The sequence below is a fragment of the Streptomyces sp. NPDC051776 genome (assembly GCF_040681345.1).
In the GTDB taxonomy this organism is placed as follows: Bacteria; Actinomycetota; Actinomycetes; order Streptomycetales; family Streptomycetaceae; genus Streptomyces.
Window position 1 is genome coordinate 32,406 of sequence record NZ_JBFAYQ010000021.1, and the last position, 19,702, is coordinate 52,107.

The 19,702-nt window shown below is 70.8% G+C and carries 13 protein-coding genes, 1 tRNA gene and 1 pseudogene; 4 read left to right on the forward strand and 11 right to left on the reverse strand.

Features of this window, described 5'->3' with window-relative positions:
* The first annotated feature begins 40 nt into the window (after positions 1–40).
* Positions 41–1,537, forward strand: a complete 1,497-nt coding sequence (locus AB0M26_RS17880; RefSeq protein WP_365261689.1) for a cytochrome P450 — start codon at positions 41–43, stop codon at positions 1,535–1,537.
* Between the two features lie 199 nt (positions 1,538–1,736).
* Here AB0M26_RS17880 and AB0M26_RS17885 read toward each other — a convergent pair whose 3' ends face one another.
* The 7 genes and pseudogenes from AB0M26_RS17885 to AB0M26_RS17915 all read right to left on the reverse strand — a co-directional run bounded on the left by AB0M26_RS17885 (position 1,737) and on the right by AB0M26_RS17915 (position 12,723).
* Positions 1,737–2,582 (reverse strand): hypothetical protein, encoded by an 846-nt coding sequence (locus AB0M26_RS17885; RefSeq protein WP_365261692.1) that lies wholly within the window; start codon positions 2,580–2,582, stop codon positions 1,737–1,739.
* A 188-nt stretch (positions 2,583–2,770) separates the two neighbouring features.
* Positions 2,771–3,166: pseudogene (locus tag AB0M26_RS17890) on the reverse strand (thioesterase family protein); the annotation flags it as partial.
* Positions 3,167–3,171: 5 nt separating this feature from the next.
* Positions 3,172–4,836 carry an energy-dependent translational throttle protein EttA gene (gene ettA / locus AB0M26_RS17895; RefSeq protein WP_365261695.1) on the reverse strand — a complete coding sequence of 555 codons (1,665 nt, stop codon included), beginning with the start codon at positions 4,834–4,836 and terminating at the stop codon, positions 3,172–3,174.
* A gap of 865 nt (positions 4,837–5,701) precedes the next feature.
* A complete protein-coding gene (locus AB0M26_RS17900) occupies positions 5,702–7,093 on the reverse strand; it encodes a Cys-Gln thioester bond-forming surface protein (RefSeq protein WP_365261697.1) in 1,392 nt (463 codons plus the stop codon).
* Positions 7,094–7,367: 274 nt separating this feature from the next.
* Entirely contained in the window at positions 7,368–7,760 is a 393-nt protein-coding gene (locus tag AB0M26_RS17905) for a single-stranded DNA-binding protein (RefSeq protein WP_365261698.1), read from the reverse strand.
* 566 nt (positions 7,761–8,326) lie between these two features.
* Positions 8,327–10,669: a GTPase gene (locus AB0M26_RS17910; protein WP_365261701.1), complete on the reverse strand. Its 2,343-nt coding sequence runs from the start codon at positions 10,667–10,669 to the stop codon at positions 8,327–8,329.
* Between the two features lie 374 nt (positions 10,670–11,043).
* On the reverse strand, positions 11,044–12,723 hold the full coding sequence (locus tag AB0M26_RS17915; RefSeq protein ID WP_365261864.1) for a dynamin family protein: 1,680 nt from the start codon (positions 12,721–12,723) through the stop codon (positions 11,044–11,046).
* A gap of 296 nt (positions 12,724–13,019) precedes the next feature.
* Between AB0M26_RS17915 and AB0M26_RS17920 the strand changes: the two genes are divergently transcribed.
* Positions 13,020–13,092: transfer RNA gene (locus AB0M26_RS17920), tRNA-Arg, on the forward strand.
* A gap of 151 nt (positions 13,093–13,243) precedes the next feature.
* Here the strand turns inward: AB0M26_RS17920 and AB0M26_RS17925 are convergent.
* Positions 13,244–13,426, reverse strand: coding sequence for an integrase (locus AB0M26_RS17925; protein WP_365261704.1), 183 nt, complete (start codon positions 13,424–13,426; stop codon positions 13,244–13,246).
* Positions 13,427–13,609: 183 nt separating this feature from the next.
* Here AB0M26_RS17925 and AB0M26_RS17930 point away from each other — a divergent pair, with 183 nt between their 5' ends.
* A complete protein-coding gene (locus AB0M26_RS17930; protein ID WP_365261707.1) occupies positions 13,610–15,478 on the forward strand; it encodes a hypothetical protein in 1,869 nt (622 codons plus the stop codon).
* 466 nt (positions 15,479–15,944) lie between these two features.
* Positions 15,945–16,460: a DUF3995 domain-containing protein gene (locus AB0M26_RS17935; protein ID WP_365261710.1), complete on the forward strand. Its 516-nt coding sequence runs from the start codon at positions 15,945–15,947 to the stop codon at positions 16,458–16,460.
* A 25-nt stretch (positions 16,461–16,485) separates the two neighbouring features.
* On the opposite strand, the gene AB0M26_RS17940 is transcribed toward AB0M26_RS17935, so the two are convergent.
* From AB0M26_RS17940 to AB0M26_RS17950, 3 genes are all read right to left on the reverse strand, one after another.
* Entirely contained in the window at positions 16,486–17,589 is a 1,104-nt protein-coding gene (locus AB0M26_RS17940; protein ID WP_365261713.1) for an endonuclease/exonuclease/phosphatase family protein, read from the reverse strand.
* A 228-nt stretch (positions 17,590–17,817) separates the two neighbouring features.
* Entirely contained in the window at positions 17,818–18,498 is a 681-nt protein-coding gene (locus AB0M26_RS17945) for an NAD(P)H-binding protein (RefSeq protein WP_365261867.1), read from the reverse strand.
* Between the two features lie 160 nt (positions 18,499–18,658).
* Positions 18,659–19,696, reverse strand: a complete 1,038-nt coding sequence (locus tag AB0M26_RS17950; RefSeq protein WP_365261716.1) for a zinc-dependent alcohol dehydrogenase family protein — start codon at positions 19,694–19,696, stop codon at positions 18,659–18,661.
* Between the last annotated feature and the right edge of the window lie 6 nt (positions 19,697–19,702).

A 19,702-nucleotide genomic window follows, 5' to 3' on the forward strand; every position in this document is an offset into this window, starting at 1 on the left:
GTCACGCTGCCCTACGAGGGGCCCTGCCAGGATGGGGCCCGTGCCCGACCGAGCTGACGTCGCCCTTCGCCCCGTACCCGCCCCGCCGGACCATGACTGGACAGCGCCCGCAAGCGCCGTGCCGGGAGTACCGGCGGGCGTACTGGACCCGGCGGACGACGCCTTCGCCCGCGACCCGTACCCGTACTACGCCTCCCTGCGCTCACAGGGGCCCGTGACGCGCGTGGCGCTGGCCAACGGTACGTACGCCTGGCTGGTCACCGGCTACGAGCAGACCCGTGCCGTGCTGGCCGACCCCCGCTTCTCCAATGTGCCGCCGCAGGGGGCGGGCCGGCACAAGACCGACTCCCCCGCCCAGCGCGCCCGAGCCTGCCTCGCCCGTCACATGCTCAACTCCGATGCCCCGGACCACACCCGGCTGCGCCGGCTGACGGCCGCGGCCTTCGCACCGCGCCGGGTCGACGCGCTGCGCCCGCGTATCGAGCACCTCACGGACGGGCTCGTCGCGGACGTGGCGGCACGGCTGGAGGGCGAGGGCACGACGGACCTCGTCGACGCCTTCGCGTTCCCGCTGCCGGTCCTGGTGATCGGCGAAGTGCTGGGCGTCCCGGAAGCGGACCGCGGCGATCTGCGCGAGTGGACGTACCGGGTGGGGTCGCCGGCGGACGCGCTGGAGCGCGGGGCCGTCGACGAGGCGTGGACCGCCCTGTACGGCTACTTCACCGGGCTGATCGCGGAGAAGCGGCGACGGCCCGGCGAGGATCTGTTCAGCACGCTCGTCCATGATTCCTCAGAGGGCGGTCTCGACGACGGCGAACTGCTCGCCATGGCCTTTCTTCTGCTCTTCGCGGGCTACGAGACCACGATGAACCTGCTGGCCTCGGCAGCCCTGCTGCTGCTCACGCACCCGCGGGAGCTGGAGGCGGCGCACCGGGAGGGACCCGCCCGCTGGGCGGCGGTCGTCGAGGAGACGCTGCGCCACGCGAGCCCCCTGGAGGGCACGACGTGGCGCCGGGCGACGGAGGCGGTGGATCTCGGCGGAGGGGCGGTCGTCCCGGCAGGTGCCTCGGTCCTCGCGGTCCTGGCGGCGGCCAACCGCGACCCGTCCCGCTACCCGGACCCGGACGCCTTCCGGCCGGAACGGTACGTGGCGGGCGGGGGTGGCGCTGGGGCACATGGCGTCGACGTGGACGGCCTCGGCGTCGAACGCTTCGAGTTCGAGGGGGCCGGCGTGGGCATGGACCGCTCCGGCGGGAACGGCGCCGCCGGGAACAGCTCCAGTGGGGACCCCACCGGTTTGAACGCCACGGGAGTGGTGAGCGGGCAGCGGCGGGCAGCACCGCATGTCGCGTTCGGGCACGGCCCGCACTTCTGCGTCGGATCGCGCCTGGCACGCCTGGAGGCTGCAATCGCCCTGCCGCGCCTCTTCGGCGCCTTTCCCGGACTGCGCCTTGCGGCCGACCCCGCCGAACTCCCTTACCGCCCCGGCCTGTTGGTTCGCGGACCGCGCCGCGTGCCGGTGACGACGGTCCGCTGACAACGCTCCGGTGACGGGGCCCCTTCTGTCCTCCTGGGGGGTGTGGCCGCAACGGGCGCGCCGAAGCCGTACGCAGGTCGCTGGCCTCACGGCGACCCGGGCTTGTGCGGCTCCGAACGACCGGGCCGCTCCAGCCGGGACTGCGGACCCGCTCCAGCCGGGACTGCGGGCCCGCCCCAGCCGGGACTACGGACCCGCCCTAGCCGGAAGTGACGATCAGGCCCGGAATTCCCGTACGGCGTACGACGATCGAGCCGTACGCCGTCCGCAGGCGCAGCCAGCTTCCCGCCGCGAAAAGCGCCGGCGCCTCGGGCGGCTTCTGCGCGAGTGCCGTACAAGCAACGGTCGAACGGGGCTGGGGGACGGCGCCGTTGCCGCCACACGCCGCCGGGGCCGCGGACGCCCCGGCCGGGAGCCGCCTGAGGAAGCCGAGCGACTGGGCGGCGTGGACGGCACGCAGCGGAAGCTCGGTGGTTCCCAGCGTCCGGGACCATATCTCCCGCCCGATACGGTCGAGTTCGGCGCGAGTGCGCCGTTCGTCGGGCAACTCCTCGGTCCGCTCCCGGAATTCAGCGACCGCCGCGGCGACGGCCGCACGGATGTCGTCCGTGTCCGGCAGACCTTCGACGCGCTGCCAGCCCCCGCGCGGCGGCAGCACACCCGCCCACGGCGGCCCGGTGACGCTCTCGGGGACGGTGACGGTCAGGCCACCGGCCGGATCCGCCCTGGCTGCCGCGTCGATGGCATCGGCGAGTCGCCCCGCCGAGACGGTGACGTCCAGCTCGTACCGGCCGTCCAGCCGGGCGGTACGGATCGCCAGCACCTCGAACGAGGCAGGGCGTCCGAAGACGGCGAGCACCCGCCCGCCGCCCCTGCCGGGGCGGACACCGGCCGCCACCTGACGCGCACCGGCCGGCGCCTTGGGCCCACCGCCCGCACCCGCCTGGAGGCGGACGGCCGCGCGGCGGTCGTAGTGCAGCAGCCGGGCGAGGAAGGCGGCGAGATCGGCCGCCTCCCCGGCGTCGGCGAAACGCAGCGCCCTCATTCGGCGACGGCCCCCTCCGGAGCCTTGCCGGACGCCCTGGACGCCTCCCCGGAAGCGCCATCGGCCGCCCTCTCGGAAGCGCTGTCGGACGCCTCCCCGGAAGCGCCGCCGGACACCTGGCCGGAGGTGCTGTCGGCCGCGCCCGTCCCCGTACCGGGCGGCTCCTTCCGCTCCATGCTGTCGTCCGTGAACTCCTCGAGGACGGCGCGCTCCTCGGCGGTGATCCGCCGAGGGCGCCCCTGCTCGAGGTCGTAGGGCACGACGATCGTCGTTGCCCGGACGTACACCTGCTCCTGGTCCTTGATCTCGTACGACAGGTACAGTGCCGCCGCGCCGATCTTCGTCACCCACGTCTCGACGGTCACCGGCTCGTGCCGGTGGACCAGCGGCCGCAGGTAGTCGATCTCGTGGCGCGCCACCACCGACCCGCCATTGAACGACGGGCCGCCGTCCGGCCGCGCCATCCGGAACATGAAGTCGATGCGCGCCTCCTCCAAGTAGCGGAGGAAGACCGCGTTGTTGACGTGACCGAACGCATCCATGTCCGACCAGCGCAGGGGGCAGGAGTAGACGTGCCGGGCCACGCCGCTCAGCCCCGCGTCAGCTTCTTGTACGTGGCGCGGTGCGGGCGGGCCGCGTCCGGGCCGAGACGCTCGACCTTGTTCTTCTCGTACGACTCGAAGTTGCCCTCGAACCAGAACCACTTCGACTCACCCTCGTAGGCGAGGATGTGGGTCGCGATGCGGTCGAGGAACCAGCGGTCGTGGGAGACGACCACGGCGCAGCCGGGGAATTCCAGCAGCGCGTTCTCGAGCGAGGAGAGGGTCTCGACGTCGAGGTCGTTGGTCGGCTCGTCGAGGAGCAGCAGGTTGCCACCCTGCTTGAGGGTGAGCGCCAGGTTCAGGCGGTTGCGCTCACCACCGGACAGGACGCCGGCGGGCTTCTGCTGGTCCGGGCCCTTGAAGCCGAACGCCGAGACATACGCGCGGGACGGCATCTCGACCTGGCCGACATTGATGTAGTCCAGCTCGTCGGAGACGACGGCCCACAGCGTCTTCTTCGGGTCGATGTTGGCGCGGGTCTGGTCGACGTAGGAGATCTTGACGGTGTCGCCGACCTTGATGGAGCCGGAGTCCGGGATCTCCAGGCCCTGGATCATCTTGAACAGCGTGGTCTTGCCCGCGCCGTTGGGGCCGATGACGCCGACGATGCCGTTACGGGGCAGCGTGAAGGAGAGGTCGTCGATGAGGACCTTCTCGCCGAACGCCTTGGAGAGGTTCTCCACCTCGACCACGACGTTGCCCAGACGCGGGCCCGGCGGGATCTGGATCTCCTCGAAGTCCAGCTTCCGGGTCTTCTCGGCCTCCGCGGCCATTTCCTCGTAACGGGTCAGACGCGCCTTGGACTTGGCCTGGCGGCCCTTGGCATTGGAGCGGACCCACTCCAGCTCGTCCTTCAGGCGCTTGGCGCGCTTGGCGTCCTTCTGGCCCTCGACCTTGAGGCGGGCCGCCTTCTTGTCGAGGTACGTGGAGTAGTTGCCCTCGTACGGGTGCGCGCGGCCGCGGTCGAGCTCAAGGATCCACTCGGCCACGTTGTCGAGGAAGTAGCGGTCGTGGGTGACGGCGACGACGGTGCCGGGGTACTTCGCGAGGTGCTGCTCCAGCCACTGGACGGACTCGGCGTCCAAGTGGTTGGTGGGCTCGTCGAGAAGCAGCAGGTCGGGGGCTTCGAGCAGCAGCTTGCAGAGCGCGACGCGCCGCTTCTCACCACCGGAGAGGTTGGTGACCGGCCAGTCGCCGGGCGGGCAGCCGAGTGCGTCCATGGCCTGCTCGAGCTGAGTGTCGAGGTCCCAGGCGTTGCGGTGGTCGAGCTCCTCCTGGAGCTTGCCCATCTCCTCGAGCAGCTCGTCGGAGTAGTCGGTCGCCATCTGCTCGGCGATCTCGTTGAACCGCTGAACCTTGGTGATGGTGTCGGCGACACCGTCCTGGACGTTCTCCAGCACGGTCTTCGACTCGTCCAGCGGGGGCTCCTGAAGGAGCATGCCGACGCTGTAACCGGGGGTGAGGAAGGCGTCTCCGTTCGACGGCTGCTCGAGGCCCGCCATGATCTTGAGGACCGTGGACTTCCCGGCGCCGTTCGGTCCGACCACGCCGATCTTGGCGCCGGGCAGGAAGCTCAGCGTGACGTCGTCGAGGATCACCTTGTCGCCGTGCGCCTTGCGCGCCTTGCGCATGGTGTAGATGAACTCAGCCAAGAGAAACCGTCCGGCAATCGATGGGTGGGCAGATACAGCCATCTTGCCGTAACGCTCGCGCTGCACGAAAACGAGATGGCATCGGACCGGCCGCACGGCACGGCGCGCGCCGCGGACGCCGTATCCGGGCGGGCCGGAGCGAGGGCCGCCATGACCTTGCCGTGGGGGCGAGCGGGGCGGCTGACGACGGTACGCGATGGGCCGCTCACCGGTCTCTTGCGGCCCGACCGCACCGACGGCGACCGCGCTCGGGACAGCGGTGCCGCAGGAGCCCGGAGAGGCGGGAGGGAACTACGGGGAGCGTGACACATCCGTGGCGCACCTCCGCTCCCTGGCGCACCACCGATCCGCGGCATACCACCGATCCGCGGCACACCGCCCGCACGCGGAGGCCCCGTTCATGCGGCCCCGGCCGGGACCGGTTCATGCGGCCCGGCTGCTGTGCATGACCCTGTCGGTGTATCCGGGCGGCGCCTCGGAGCCGAAGTCGCCGAAGTGCTGATGGCCAGGTCACCGCCGAAGACGTCCTGTAGAACCCCATGACTGGGGTTGTGTCCGGTCCCGCGCTGGGACGGGGCTGGGCCCGGCTGGGGCTGTGCCCGGGCCCGCGCGGAGCTGGGGCTGTGCCCGGGCCCGCGCGGAGCTGGGGCTGTGCCCGGGCCCGCGCGGAGCTGGGGCTGTGCCCGGGCCCGCGCTGGAGCTGGGGCCGGGAGACGGAGCGGGCCGGGAGACGGAGCGGGTGCCCGGCCCGGGGCTGGGCCCGGCTGGGCTGGGAGACGGAGCGGGCATGCGCATCGAGCACGCGTGAGGGCCGGGCCCGGGGCCCGGGCCTCACCGTGCGAACTGGGCGCTGTGCGCCACAGGGTTACTCGTCCGCCGACGTGGTCTTCCGCTTGCGGAGGAAGAAGACCGTCCCGCCACCGAGCACGAGGAGCGCGATGGCGATGCCCGCGATCACTGGCGTGGCGTTGCTGCTACCGGTCTGGGCGAGGTCGCCGCCCCCGGTGGAACCTTCGGACGAGCCACCGGCCGTGGCCGGGCTCGCCTCCGACGAGGGTGTGCCGGGCGTCTCGGCCGTCCTGCAGTCGAGGACGCCGGAGAAATGCTTCTCGAACCCGTTGGGACCGGTGATCGTGAAGTCGTAGGACTGGTCCTCCTTCACCGGCACGGTGACGGTTTCGGACTTGCCCGCCTCGATGGTGTGCTCGCTGCCCGCCAGCTCGAAGGTGAACGGCTCGTCGCCCTCATTGGATGCGGTCACGTCCACGCCGCCCTCGGCGCAGTTCTTCTCCGCGGACAGCGCGGGGATCGGTCCCTTCTTCGCCCAGTTCGCCGTCGCGGTCGCGCTGACCGTGCTCTCGCTGGAGCCGGCGAGGATCTGCGTCTGGCTCCTGGTCCGGCTGGCGAAGGCGCGGCCGACCGGAACGGTGGTGGTCGCCTGGGCCGTCAGCGAGGTGGAACCGTCGGCGGCACCCTTCGGTACGTCGAAGAACAACTCACCGCCGTTGGTGACGCTGGCGACGGGCTTGCCGGTCTTGTCGACGACCTTGACGCCCGAGGCCTCGGAGGCCGGATCCGGGCTGACCGTGACGTTCGCGGCGTCCGTGTGGACGGTGATGGGGCCCAGCCGGTCACCGGACTTGCCCGAGACGGCAGGCGGGTCGAGGGTCAGCGACGCCTTCGGCTCATCGAGGTCCTGAGCCTTCTGCTGGAGGTAGTCGGCGAGCTTCTCCGCGGCCGGGTCGACGGCCTCGACCCTCGCCTGGTCCGAGAACCGCCAGATCGCGACCTGGGTGCCGGCGGCCGCGGTCTTCTCGGTCAGCGTGCCGGAGTCGGCGGCCGCGGCGAGCTTGCTGAGGTCGTTGACCTGCGGATAGGAGTTCTGCAGGATCCAGCGAATCTTGCCCGCGTCTGCGTTGTTGTGCAGCGACGTAGCGGACCAGGGCTTCTCCTGGTACTGCGCCTTGCTCTGCGTCGGGTTGTGAATGTCGATGCAGTACGTCTGCAGCGTGCCCCCGCCGTCGACGGTCATCTCGAAGAGCCCTGCGCCGACCTTCTGCTCGCCGCCCTCGTTGGTGATGACGGCCTCGTCGAAGGTCTTGAGGCCTTCGAGGGTTGCGGTCGCGCCGCCGGGGCTCGGCGTGGCGTCGTCAGCCACGGCCGGGCCGGCGGCGGCTATCACACCCGCCGCGACCAGGCCGGAGGCCACAACCGCGGCGGCGAGGCGGGCGGAGCCACGCCTGCGTACAGAAAACATGGATTCCCCTCCGGCGAGGCGACGTTGGGGGGAGATGGCGCCCCGCAAACGAACTCACGTGCCCCGTGAGCACGGTCGGATCCTAAGGAGAAAGCGCAACATCGTCCCCACCAATCCCATGCGACAACCGATCCGAATCGGAATCGTTATCGCTCCCCCCGTGTCTGACCTGGGAACATCGACAAAGCGGCAGCCCAAACCCGGGTGATTCGGCGTCAGTTCAGCAACGCGCCCATTGCGGTCGCAGCACACCCACAGACGACGAAGCGGACGGTCAGTACATGCTGCTGCCACCTATCGGCGCCGTCAGCGCAGGGTTGGCGTCCGAGACCGGGCGGAACACTGCGGTGCCGTGCGTCAGATCGTGTCCCACGGACGTCGCTTCGATCTCCGCGGAGACACGCGGCCGACCGTCGCGATCCTCCTCACGTATCCTCAACGTGCCGTGCACGAGGAGAGGCTCACCGCTCGTCACGGACGAGGCGACATTGGCCGCAAGCGACTGCGCGGCCCACACCGTATAGAAGCTCGTGTGCCCGGCGGCCCGGCCCTCGCCCTTGCGCCCACGGTCCCCGCGGCGGCCGGTCGTCGCCGCCAACCGAAACCGCGCCACGGCGACGCCCTCGCTCGTCTCGGACAGTTCAACCGGCGTTGCGGCGCTGCCCACCACCGTCACCGTCGTTGCGGATCCAACTGCCGCGCCTGTGACCGCCGTTGATCCGAGCGCTCCCGCTCCGGCCCTCTTCCCCGCGTCCGTCCCCAGACTCGTACGCATGGCCAACCCCCCGACTCTCGTTCCGTTCCTCGTGCAGACCATGCTGCATGCCATCGAGCGCGGCCGCGACGGCTGTGGACGAACCTCGGGCTGTGGACAACTTCGCCACCGAAACGGGTGACGAGCCCGGACACGGCCGGGGCGCGGAGGCTCCACCTGCGCCTATCGGTCGGGAGCCGGGATCCGAGTCTTCCGTCCCTTAACCGGACCGCCCCGTCCGGGCCCGCCGGTACCGGGCCCGCCGGTTCAGCCCACCGTCCGGTCTCGTACGCAGCGCCCCTCGGACCGCAAGCGACTGCATGGCCGGACAGCGAGCGAACGGACGAGGCGGCGTCCGCCCACAAATCCCGACAGCAGGCACCTGTCCGGCCGCAGACACAGAGGGAGCACGCGAACGGCGGACGGCCGCGGAATCCCGCGGCCGTCCGCCTCCATCCCTACAGCCGTCCCACCGCCCCCTACAGCAGAGTCGTGTGCGAGGGTCCGCCCGCCGCGACCAGGTATTGGTCCCGCAGTTCCCGGTACCGCAGCAGTTCCGCCGCCACCGGCTCCAGCACCCGTGCCCGGCCGCACGACGCCGCCGCGCCCCGCAACCGCCGTTCGGCATCCTGCCCGTAGCGCCGGGCGGGCCCGCGGGCCGCAGCCCGGCAGCACCACGCGAGCACCGGCCCTCCGACCCCACCGGCGCCCATCAGCACCGCGGGCAGGATCCAGCTGTTGCCCGGCCCGCCTACCACTGACGCCACCAGCCAAAGGCCGCAGAGGACTTGGACCGCGAGCAGCAGACCCTGCAGTGTCGAGGCGATACGCCACCAGCCCGGCCCCGCTGGCCGCGCCGTACCGGCCGCCTGCTCCGCTGCCGACTGGTCCAGGGCCTCCGGCAGTCGCGTACCGCCGCGGGCCGCGGCCTCCCGCACCGACTGGGCCCAGGCGTCGGGCAGTCCCGCTGACGCCTCATCGGCCAGCGTGCGTACGGCCTGCTCCACGATCGCGCGGGCCGTACTCGGCACCGGCGGCGCGGCCTCGTCCCCGAATGCGCCGCCCGCTCCCGCCCCCGGCGCCGGCACCGGTGCCGGCGCCCGGGACTGCAGCACCTCGCCGCCCGCCACGGTGACGTCGGCAGAGGTGGAGTCCTTGACGCGACCACCGAAGCGGAAGCGGGACTTCCCCGCACCCCCCTGCGGTGAACGTTTCGCCTCGAACCGGCGCCACATACGGACCGAGGGCGCGCCACAGGCCAGTTCCGCATAGCGCAGCCATTCGCGTTCGGCCGCCTGTCCCGCGGCCACCGCACCCACCGCATCGGCCAGCCGGTCCTCGAAGTCCGCGCGCGCCCGCTCGGTGAGACCTGGACGGCCCTTGGCCATGTAGACCGAACGGAGGCGGTCGGCCGCGCCGTCGACGTCCGCGACCAGCCGCCGCTCGGCCGCGCCGCCCTCGGAGACGAACTGGCCCAGCCTGCGCCGGAGTTCACCGACCCCTTCCCCCGTCAGCGCCGAGACGGGCAGGACTGCCGCCCCGGGCTCGCCGTGCTCACCCAGCGCCAGGCCGTCCTCGTCGAGAAGTCTGCGCAGATCGTCGAGCACCTGGTCGGTGGCGTCACCGGGCAGCCGGTCCACCTGGTTCAGGACCACGAACGTCACCTCGGAGTACCCGGCGAGCGGCCGCAGATAGCGCTCGTGCAGCACCGCGTCCGCGTACTTCTCGGGGTCGACGACCCACACCACCGCGTCGACGAGCCCGAGCAGCCGGTCGACCTGCTCGCGCCGCCCGGAGACGGCCGAGTCGTGGTCGGGCAGATCGATGAGGACGAGGCCGCGCAGACCCGAGTCGTGGATGCGCTGCGGGCGCCGGCGCAGCCGGGGCGGGATACCGAGCCGGTCGAGCAGGCCCTCAGCCCCCTCCGACCACGTACAGGCCATGGGAGAAGACGTGGTCGGCCGCCGGACCCCAGCCTCCGAAAGAATCGTTCCGGCCAGGGCGTTGAACAGCGTCGACTTGCCGCTCCCGGAGGACCCGGCGATGGCGACGACGGTGTGGGCGAGGGAGAGGCGGTGACGGGCGGCGGCCTCCTCCAGGACACGGGAGGGCTCGGCGAGCGTCCCCGGTTCGAGCCGGGCGCGCGAGAGCCCGACGAGCTCGCGCATCGCCTCGAGCCGCCGGCGCAGCCCCCGGCCGAATCCGCTGCGGGACGGCGCCGTGGGCGTACCCGGAGAGAAGGCCGTGGTCACGCGCGGGGCGGTCTCCTGCCGGGGGCCGAGGCGGGGCACCTTTTCCGTCTCCCACAGGGGAGGCCCGGCTTCCGGCCTCCGGGCCGCGCGGTAGTACGCGGTGTCCGCCTCGTCACGGGCCCTGCGGGCGATCAGACCGTCGTCCCACTCCCCCACCGCTTCGGCATCGGGATCGTCATGGGATGCAGGTTCCTCTCCGTGCCCCTGCTCGCGCTCGGGGGCACGTCGCGGTTCCTCATCGGCCGAAGGCGGGTCGTCAGGCGCATACGTCTCGCCGGGGCCACCGGGCGCATACGTCTCGCCGGGGCCACCGGGAACGTACGTCTCGCCGGGGCCACCGGGCGCGTACGTCCCGCCGTGGCCACCGGGCGCGTACGTCCCGCCGGGGCCGTAGGGGGCGGGCGTGCCCGGACCGTATCCGGGAGCGCCGCTCGGACGGTGTTCGCCGACTCCTCCGGAGCCGTACAAGTCAGCGCCGCTCGGACCGTATGCACCGGGACCGTACGCCGGTGCGCTGCCGTCCCGGTGTGCGGGCACCTGGCCGGACTCGGCACGCGGAGTCGGGTCCATAAGGTGATGGTGCGGCTGCCACCTGTCCGAGGTGTCCGCCCTTCCGCCACGGTCCTCGATCGACCCCCTCCCATAGGTCCCGGCGCCTCCATAGGAGCCTGCACCGGCCCCATAGGAGCCGCGCGCACCATAGGGACTGCCGTTCCCATAGGAACTGCCGTTGTCGGAGCAGCCCGCCCGTCCGTACGGCGTCGCCTCCGGCTCGTGCGTCGCTCCGGCACCGGGGCCGTACGCCTCCGGGGCTTCATGGGGACGCTCCGCGTCCTCCCGAGGCGGCAGTCCTGCCCACTGCGCGGTGGGGTGGTCGGGGGCGGGGCCGTGGTCGGTTCCGGACGGGTGCCGGGGCTCGCCGGGGCGGTCGGTTGCGGCGGAGGTCACCGCCTCACCTCTTCCTTCTGCAGTACGGACAGCGCGGCGATGAGTGCGGCCTGCTGTTCGGGGGTGACGTCGAGGGCGTCCAAGGGGGCGAGCCGTCGATCGCGCTCGCCTTTGAGGACCTCGTCCAGGCACTCGGCCAGGAGCTCCCCGCCGCGGTCCCGCAGGCGGACGGCACCGTGCGCGCCGAGGGCGGCGGCCAGGTTCTCGCCGGCCGAGCGGCACCGGTCCGCGCCGAGCAGGGCGGCGGCCAGGAGGACGGCGGTCCGGTCGGCGTCGACATTCGCGGGGCGTTCGAGAGTGCGGATCTCCTCGTCGACCAGCTCTTCGAGGCAGCGTCGCCAGCGCCGTACGGCGACCCCGATACGCGCGGCGGCTCCCTCGGTGCGCGTGCTGCCGGGCTGGTACGCGTTCGCGCCCATCCGGTCGGAGTGCCAGGCCTGTTCGGTCCGCTCGTCGGCGCCCGCGACGGCACAGCACAGGAGGGCGGCCAGGCTGTCCGCGAGGGCGTCGAGGAACTCCGCCGCGCCGCTGTCCTGCGGGTAACCGCGCCAGCGTGTGAGGGCATTGCCCGCGAGAACGCTGCCGTCGGCCACGTCCCGGCGGACCCGGTCTCCCGCCTCCGCGTATGCCTCCTCCACGCAGTGCGCGAGCCGCAGCGCCGCCGCGTGCTGGGCGGCGGCGGCACCGGCGAGGGCGGGCAGCCGTACGTTCAGGGAGGCGAGCACGCCCCGCGCGGTGCGGGCCACGGCGGCCGAGCGGGCGCCCGAGTCCTGGGCATGGCGGACGAGCCACTCGCGGAGCGGGGCGACAGCGCTTCCGGGGAGCAGTCCGCTGCCTGCGCCGGTGGACTCGGGCAGTTCGGGGATGGTGAAACGGGGCACGTCCTCGAGTCCGGCCTTGTCCAGAAGCGCGCCGTACTGCCGGGAGACATCGGCGACAACTTGATGGGGCACACGGTCGAGGACGGTGACCAGCGTGACGTCGTACTCCTTGGCGGTGCGCAGGAGGTGCCAGGGCACGGCATCGGCGTAGCGGGTCGCGGTGGTGACCATGACCCAGATGTCGGCGGCGCAGATCAGCTCGGCGGCGAGCTCGCGGTTGCGGGAGACGAGGGAGTCGATGTCCGGCGCGTCGAGGAGGGCGAGGCCGGGCGGAAGGCTGTTCACGGTCTCGATGCGCAGGGAGGGTGGCCCGTTCGGGGGCCCGGAGGGGACCGGCTCGTCGTCGTACGGGGCGTAGGTGTCGTACGGGTCGTGGCCGCGTCCTCCGTGGCCCTTGCCCTCCCTGGCACCCATGGTGGCGTGCACCGGGGTCCACACGCGCGTGAAGCCGGGCAGTACCCGCTGCCCGGCGAACCAGTGGTGGTCATCCGGATGGCAGACGAGCACGGGCGTGCGTGTGGTGGGGCGCAGCACCCCGGCGGCGCTGACCTGGCGTCCGGCGAGGGAGTTGACGAGCGTGGACTTTCCGGCGCCGGTGGATCCTCCGATGACGGTGACGAGCGGCGCGTCGGGGGCGTGCAGCCGGGGGATCAGGTAGTCCTCGAGCTGCGCGAGGAGTTCGGCCCGGTCGCGCCGCGCCCGCGCGGCGCCCGGCAGGGCGAGCGGAAAGCGCGCGGCGGCGACACGGTCGCGCAGTGCGGACAGTGCTTCGAGCATCTGGGGCCGTACGTCCAAGGTCGCCACATGCGAAGAATGCCCAATTTTGGAGCCTTTTTGAAGCGTATGCTTATGTCTGCGCGCCACCGCGTCCCGAGCGGAGCAACGCGGTACGCATGTGACTCCCGGGACTCAGGCATAACGAGTGCACAACAGCGCGCGTCCGGAGCGCGAAAAGCGGTGCAGGATTCGTATCTGCCTGCGATTATCGGACTGCTTCACCGAACCTCCACATCGTGTCACGGAGGTGAAGCAACCGGGACGAGGCGTGGGGAGCCCTATCCTTGTCCAGGCCAATCCGGCCACCACACCAGGCCCCCGTAGCTCAGTGGATAGAGCAGGCGCCTTCTAAGCGCTTGGCCGCAGGTTCGAGTCCTGCCGGGGGCGCACAGATCGCACGACCGACAGACCCTCCGCCCCGGAGGGTCTTTTTGCTGGTCAGAGGCACTGTAGCGAGATGGCCGTAGCGGACGCGTAAGCGCCGGACCGCCCTCGGCTGATCATGAGGGTGGTCCGGCGCCGTCCGGCTGACACGGGTTTATGCGGGTGGCTCTGTCGAATACGTGTCGACGTTTCGCCGGAGGCGGCCCGCCTCCGCTGCCAGAGCGGGCAGCTCTCCCCCGGCCTCGATGCGCCTCTGGTGGTCCTTCAGCTGACCGGAGATGCAGCGGGCGTACGTGGCGAGCAGGACCGGCACGCCGTTGCCAGCAGCTCGCCCCACTGGTCCTCGTGACCCTCTGCTGATAGCCGCACATCCGACACCGCCCTGGGCGCGCCCAGAGGCAAAGAGGCTGGGCCGTCAGAGTGAGCAACCACAAGGGACCATGCCCGAGGAACCGGAAGGACGTTCAACAAGAAACAGGGGGTAACGGCCTATTCGACTAATGACATGAGGAGAACGGGGATGCGGCTACACAAAATCGCGACCGCCACCATGCTGGTCCTGGCAGTCAGCGGAGGGACAGCAGCAGGAACCGGAACGGCCCTCGCCGACACCGGCCCCGCCCACGGAAAGGCGAAGGCCAGGGCGGAAGGAGGGTCCACCACCGGCGAGGACGCCTTCCAGCAGAACATTGCGCAGTCCTCCCGGCAGAACAACAACTGCAACAACCCCAACATGCAGGATGAGACGCTCTCGCTCACGGGCAGCCGGGCAACAGGCCGGTGCGTGACCAGCGACGGCTCCCTGACCGCATTCTCCCGCATCCACAACGGCTCCGCCGACGCCCAAGGCGGCTCGGCGGCCGCTGACGTGGTTCAGCAGAACACCGCCCAGCGCGGCAGGCAGAACAACAACTGCAACAACCCCAACGGTGCGGAAATCACTCTGGACAGCAGTCGGGTGGAAGGCCGTTGTGCGGACCAGGACTTCTCGTTCAGCAAGCACACCCTGATCAAGGGCGGCGGTGTCCGAGCCGAAGGCGGCTCCAGTACAGCGGCCGAGGTGTTCCAGCAGAACGTGGCGCAGGAAGGCCGACAGAACAACAACTGCAACAACCCCAACGATGCGGAAATCGGGCTGACCGGGGGCGGCCGGATCAAAGCGGATTGCGGGAACAAGGACTTCTCGTTCAGCAAGCACACCTTGGTCAAGGGCGGCGGTGTCCGAGCCGAAGGCGGCTCCAGCACAGCGGCCGAGGTGTTCCAGCAGAACGTGGCGCAGGAAGGCCGGCAGAACAACAACTGCAACAACCCCAACCTCGACTCGGACAACTTCCTGGTGGAAGAGGGCAGCCGCTTGGACGTGCGTTGCGGGAACAAGGACAACTCGTTCAGCAAGCACACCCTGGTCAAGGGCGGCGGTGTCCGAGCCGAAGGCGGCTCCAGCACGACCGGCACCGTGATCCAGCAGAACGTGGCGCAGGAAGGCCGACAGAACAACAACTGCAACAACCCCAACGACACCTTCGACGACACCGAGGTGCGAGGGGGGAGCCGCGTGGGAATGCGTTGCGGAAACAAGGACCACTCCTTCAGCAAGCACACCCACATCAAAGGCGGCGGCGCACGAGCCCACGGAGGCACCGGTCAAGGCATCGACGCGGACTCGACCAACACCGCCCAGGAAGGCCGGCAGAACAACAACTGCAACAACGCCAACCTGACGGACCTCGACGTGTTCGGGGGCGGCCGCGTGGGGGTGGGTTGCGGGAACAAGGACAACTCGTTCAGCAAACACACCCACATCAAGGGCGGCGGTGCCCGAGCCGAAGGCGGCAGCAGCACAGGCGACGTGTTCCAGCAGAACATCGCCCAGGAAGGCCGACAGAACAACAACTGCAACAACCTGAACAACGACGAATCGGACCTCGACGTGGAAGAGGGCGGCCGCTTGGCGGTGCATTGCGGGAACAAGGACAACTCGTTCAGCCACAAGTCCCTGGTCAAGGGCGGCGGCGCCCGCGCCCAAGGCGGCTCCGGCACAGGCGCCGAAGTCAACCAGCAGAACATCGCCCAGGAAGGCCGACAGAACAACAACTGCGCCAACCTCAACGCCACGGAGGCCCCGGTGACCGGCGGCCGGTCAAAGGTGGCCTGTCAGACGGTGGACCACTCCGCAAACCTGCGCACCGCGGACATCGGCGGAGGAGCCCAAGCCGCAGGCGGAACCGCCACAGCCGAACTCTTCCAACAGAACACGGCCCAAGAAGGCCGACAGAGCAACAGCTGCAGCAACACCAATAACCTCACCCTCACCGCCACAGGCAGCCGCACACAAACCCACTGCACCGCCGTGGACCGTTCCACCAACATCGGTACGGAATACCGGTGAACAAGGCCCGCACGCGGTGCAGTTCTCCGCCCGGCCCAGCCCAGCCACCACGGCGCGGCCAGGGCCGCACCCGCTCGAGGGCCCCTGTCGGCAGCCTTCGCCTTCCCCGCCCCATGGTCGGGACCGGCCGAGTATGTCCCACGTAGCAAGTAGTTGAAGTGGTGATGCCGGGGTCGTGTCACAAGCTACTGCGGCGCCATCAGGAGGGCCCCCGCACCGGACGCCAAGGCCGTCAGGTGCGGGGGCGCTCGGCTTCGACCGAGTGGCCTCACCCCGGAGCACGGGAGCCGTCGGCCATCCTGAGGGTGGATGCTCGGCCGGACGACGTGCGCGGCGGCTCGGGGCGTAGTCCGTACACGGTGTGATGGGCGGTCACCAGCGGGCCGCTGTGGTTGAGTTCGCCGTAACGGGCCCATGCATCGGGCTGGAGCTCTGATGCCGAATGGAAGCGGGGGGATGGCGGAGCATGTCAGGGGAATGGCGTTTCTCGCGGCGGTGGGGTTACGTCGCGTGCGCGTGGGGAGTCGCGTTTGCCGGCCTTCACCTCTACTGGGCCGTGGGCGGCGACGTCGGGCTGAGCGTTTCTGCGGGGCCCGAACTGGCCACCCGGCGGCCCGCATGGTTCGTGATGGCCGGACTCTGGGGCGGGGGGGCACTGTGCGTCCTCGGTGCGGCGCTCGGCTGGGTCCTGGCGCGGGAACAGCCGCGAAATGCCCTGGTGCGGCGAGCCGTTGGCGGTCTCGGGTGGGCCGTGGCAGCCGTCCTGCTCCTCAGGGCCGTCACCATCGAGGTGCTGCTGCTGACCGATGTCACGCATCTCAGCAATGCCATCGAGCCGGATCAGCGTTTCTGGACCCTCGCGCTCTGGAACCCCTGGTTCGTGACCGGTGGCCTCTCCTTCGCGCTCGCCGCACTGAGCTTGCGTCGCGCATCCGCCGGAACGGGCACGGGTGCTGCCGAGGTGCCGCACCCGCACCCCTGAGCCCCGTACTCGTCCTCGGCCCGGCTCACAACTCCAGATCCGCGAACAGCGCGCCGTGGTCGGAGGCCTGGGTGGCCTTCGACGTCACCGTCTCGAACGACTTGAACGTGTGGGGTGCCCAGATTCCGCGGCGCTCCACGTCCACCGCCTGCACACGGTCGAACAGGTCCGGGGAGAAAAACAGGTAGTCGATCTTCTGCTTGAGCGACTGCCCCGTCCCGAACGTGCCCGGCGCACCCGTGTAGCTGCTGTGGCTCATCGCGTCCTGCAGACCCGCGGACAGGAGGAGTTCGACCGGTTCGCTGTCCGGGGTGTCGTTGAGGTCCCCGGCGACCACCACGCGCGCGGAGCGCTTCAGCGCGGCTTCGTAGATCGTCCTGACCCGTTCGGCCTGCCTCTTGCGCTTGTCCGCGCTCTCCGCCGCGTTGCCGAAGCCCTTGCTCTTGAAGTGGTTGCCCAGGAGCCACAGCGCCTTCCCGTCCGGGAGTTCGATTTCGTACTCGGGGCAGTCGCGGCTGAAGATCGTACGGCCCGATGCGGTGTCGAAGATGTGCGAGTGTATGCAGTTGATGGGTCTGCGGCTGAACAGGCCGACGTCTATGCCGCGGCTGTCGTTGCCGTCGATGAGCATGTTGAACGGATAGTGCCTTGCGCCCATCTGGTCCTTGAGGACCTGTTCGTTGAAACGGTCCAGGGCGAGCCGGTCCTCGACCTCGACCGTGAGCAGGATGTCGGCATCGACCTCGGCGATCAGGCGGCCGGTGTTCTGCACGGCTTCCCAGTTGAGGTCGTCACGGACCATCTCGGCCCAACCGACCCAGTCCGGCCGTCCCTCGGCGACGATCTCGATCGCGCCGCCCCGCTTCACCTTGAAGAGCTTGGCACCTCCACGCGTCTCGTTCACCACGAAGGGACGCGTTCGGGACTGGGAGTTGTGGACGTCGTGCTTTTCGAGAATCCCGGTGATGGTCTCCTTGTCCCCGGCCGTATAGGTCTCGTGGTCGAGGACGGAGACGAGGGTGGCGAAATCCTCCAGGATTTCCCGACGCGCCGCCTGGTCCTTTAGCGCGAAAACACGGGGCCGGCGGAAGAGGTTCTCGGCGTTGAACGTGGCGATGCGGACTGTCATGGCGCCTCCTCACGCGGCGCAGAATCCACGCAGCCGACGGGTCAGGCGCCGCCGAGTCACTGCTCGCCGACGCTTTCAATTCTCCGAGGGTGGGCGCCTGATGTCCAACGGAGAGCGGGCTCGCCGTCCCGGAGCAGTCGGACCGCTCCGGGACGGATATGGTTCAACGACAAACCACTTTCGCCGGCGCACCACGAGTCCCGCACCGTTGCGCGGCCGGACTCCGGTCTACCCCCGGCGGGCTCCCGTTCTGGCCTTCGCGCAGGCCGACACCGCTTCGCCCAACGGGGTCTCGCCCTGCGCCAGTTCCAGGGTCAGTCCCCGCGTCGACGGGGTGTCCAGAAGAGCGAGGAGGACTGATGCCGTGTCGTCGCGGGTGACGTCGCCCGGGCCGCGTTCCGCCGTGAGGCGGACCCTGCCCGTGCCGGGGGCGTTCGTCAGGGCCGCCGGGCGCAGGATCGTCCAGTCGAGGTCCTGGGACGTCACGTATGCGTCCGCCGCCGTTTTGGCCCGGATATACGCTACGCCGGTCTCGTCGAGCCCGGGCCGGGGTTCGCTGCCCGCGCCCCGGCTGGAGACCATCACGTAACGGCGGACGCCCGCCCGTACCGTGGCGTCGGCGAGCAGGACCGCGGCCGCCCGGTCCACGGTGTCCTTGCGCGCGGCGCCGCTGCCCGGTCCTGCGCCCGCCGCGAAGACGACAGCGTCCGCGCCGCGCAGATGAGCTCCGACCTCCTCGATCGTCGCAGTCTCCAAGTCGCACAGCAGTGGGCGCACGCCCGCCTCGCGCAGGTCGTCCGCCTGACCGGCCTTACGGATGAGGCCGACGGCGGTATCGCCCCGGGTGCTCAGCAGTCGGCCCAGGCGGAGGGCGATCCGGCCGTGACCTCCCGCGATCACGACGCGCACGGATTCTCCTGGTTGTCGCACACCGGTACTCCTTCAAAGGGTCGACGCCATGGGGAAGTTGCGGGGCGAACGAGGCCGTCGGACGGCGGTCGTTCGGCTCTGATGAGACATGCGGCTGTTGTCGGGCGTGGGGCTGTCATAAGGCGTACGGCTGCCGGGGTCATGGGCGGACCAGGGCCTTAAGGGCGCGGCGCTCGTCCATGGCCGCGTAGCCCACTGGCACCTCGTCCAGGCCGATCGTCAGGTCGAAGACCGGCGAGGCGTCGAGGCGTCCGGCGATGACGTCGGGGAGCAGTTCGGGGATGTACGCCCGCGCCGGCGCCACACCACCGCACAGCGCGACGTTGCGGCCGAACATCTGCCCGATGTCGACGCCCGCGCTGCCGCCGTGCGGGACGCCGACGAAACCGACCGCACCACCGTCCCGGGCTATGGATATCGCCGTGCGCATCGACTCGTCGGTGCCGACGGCCTCCAGCACGGCGTGCGCGCCGGTGCCGCCCGTCAGTTCGCGTACGGCGGCCACCGCCTCGTCGCCGCGCTCGGGCACCACGTCCGTGGCGCCGAACTCGCGTGCGACGGCGGTGCGTTGGCTGTGCCGCCCGAGGGCGATGATCCGTTCGGCGCCCAGACGGTGGGCGGCGAGCACACCGCACAGACCGACCGCCCCGTCCCCGACGACGGCGACGGTGGCGCCCGGCCGGACCCGCGCCGCGACCGCGGCGTGATGCCCGGTCGACATCACGTCCGACAGAGCCAGCACGGCGGGCAGCAGTGCCTCGTCGAGATCCTGGGGCAGCCGTACGAGCGTCCCGTCCGCGTACGGCACCCGCACGGCCTCGCCCTGGCCCCCGTCCGACCCCGGCTCGCCCCAGAATCCGCCTTCCGGGCAGGAGGTGTGGAGCCCCTCGGCGCAGAAGTCGCAGGAGCCGTCCGACCAGACGAAGGGCGCCAGGACTCGGTCACCGGCGCGCAGCCCGGTCACCCGGGCCCCCACCTCGTCCACGACTCCCAGGAATTCGTGCCCGATGCGCTGTCCCGGCTGCCGCTCCGCCACACCGCGGTAGGCCCACAGATCGCTGCCGCAGATGCAGGCGTGCGTCACGCGCACCACGGCGTCGGTCGGCCGCTCGATCCGCGGGTCGGGTACCTGCTCGACCCGCAGGTCCTTGGGGCCATGGATGACGGTGGCGCGCACGCATTC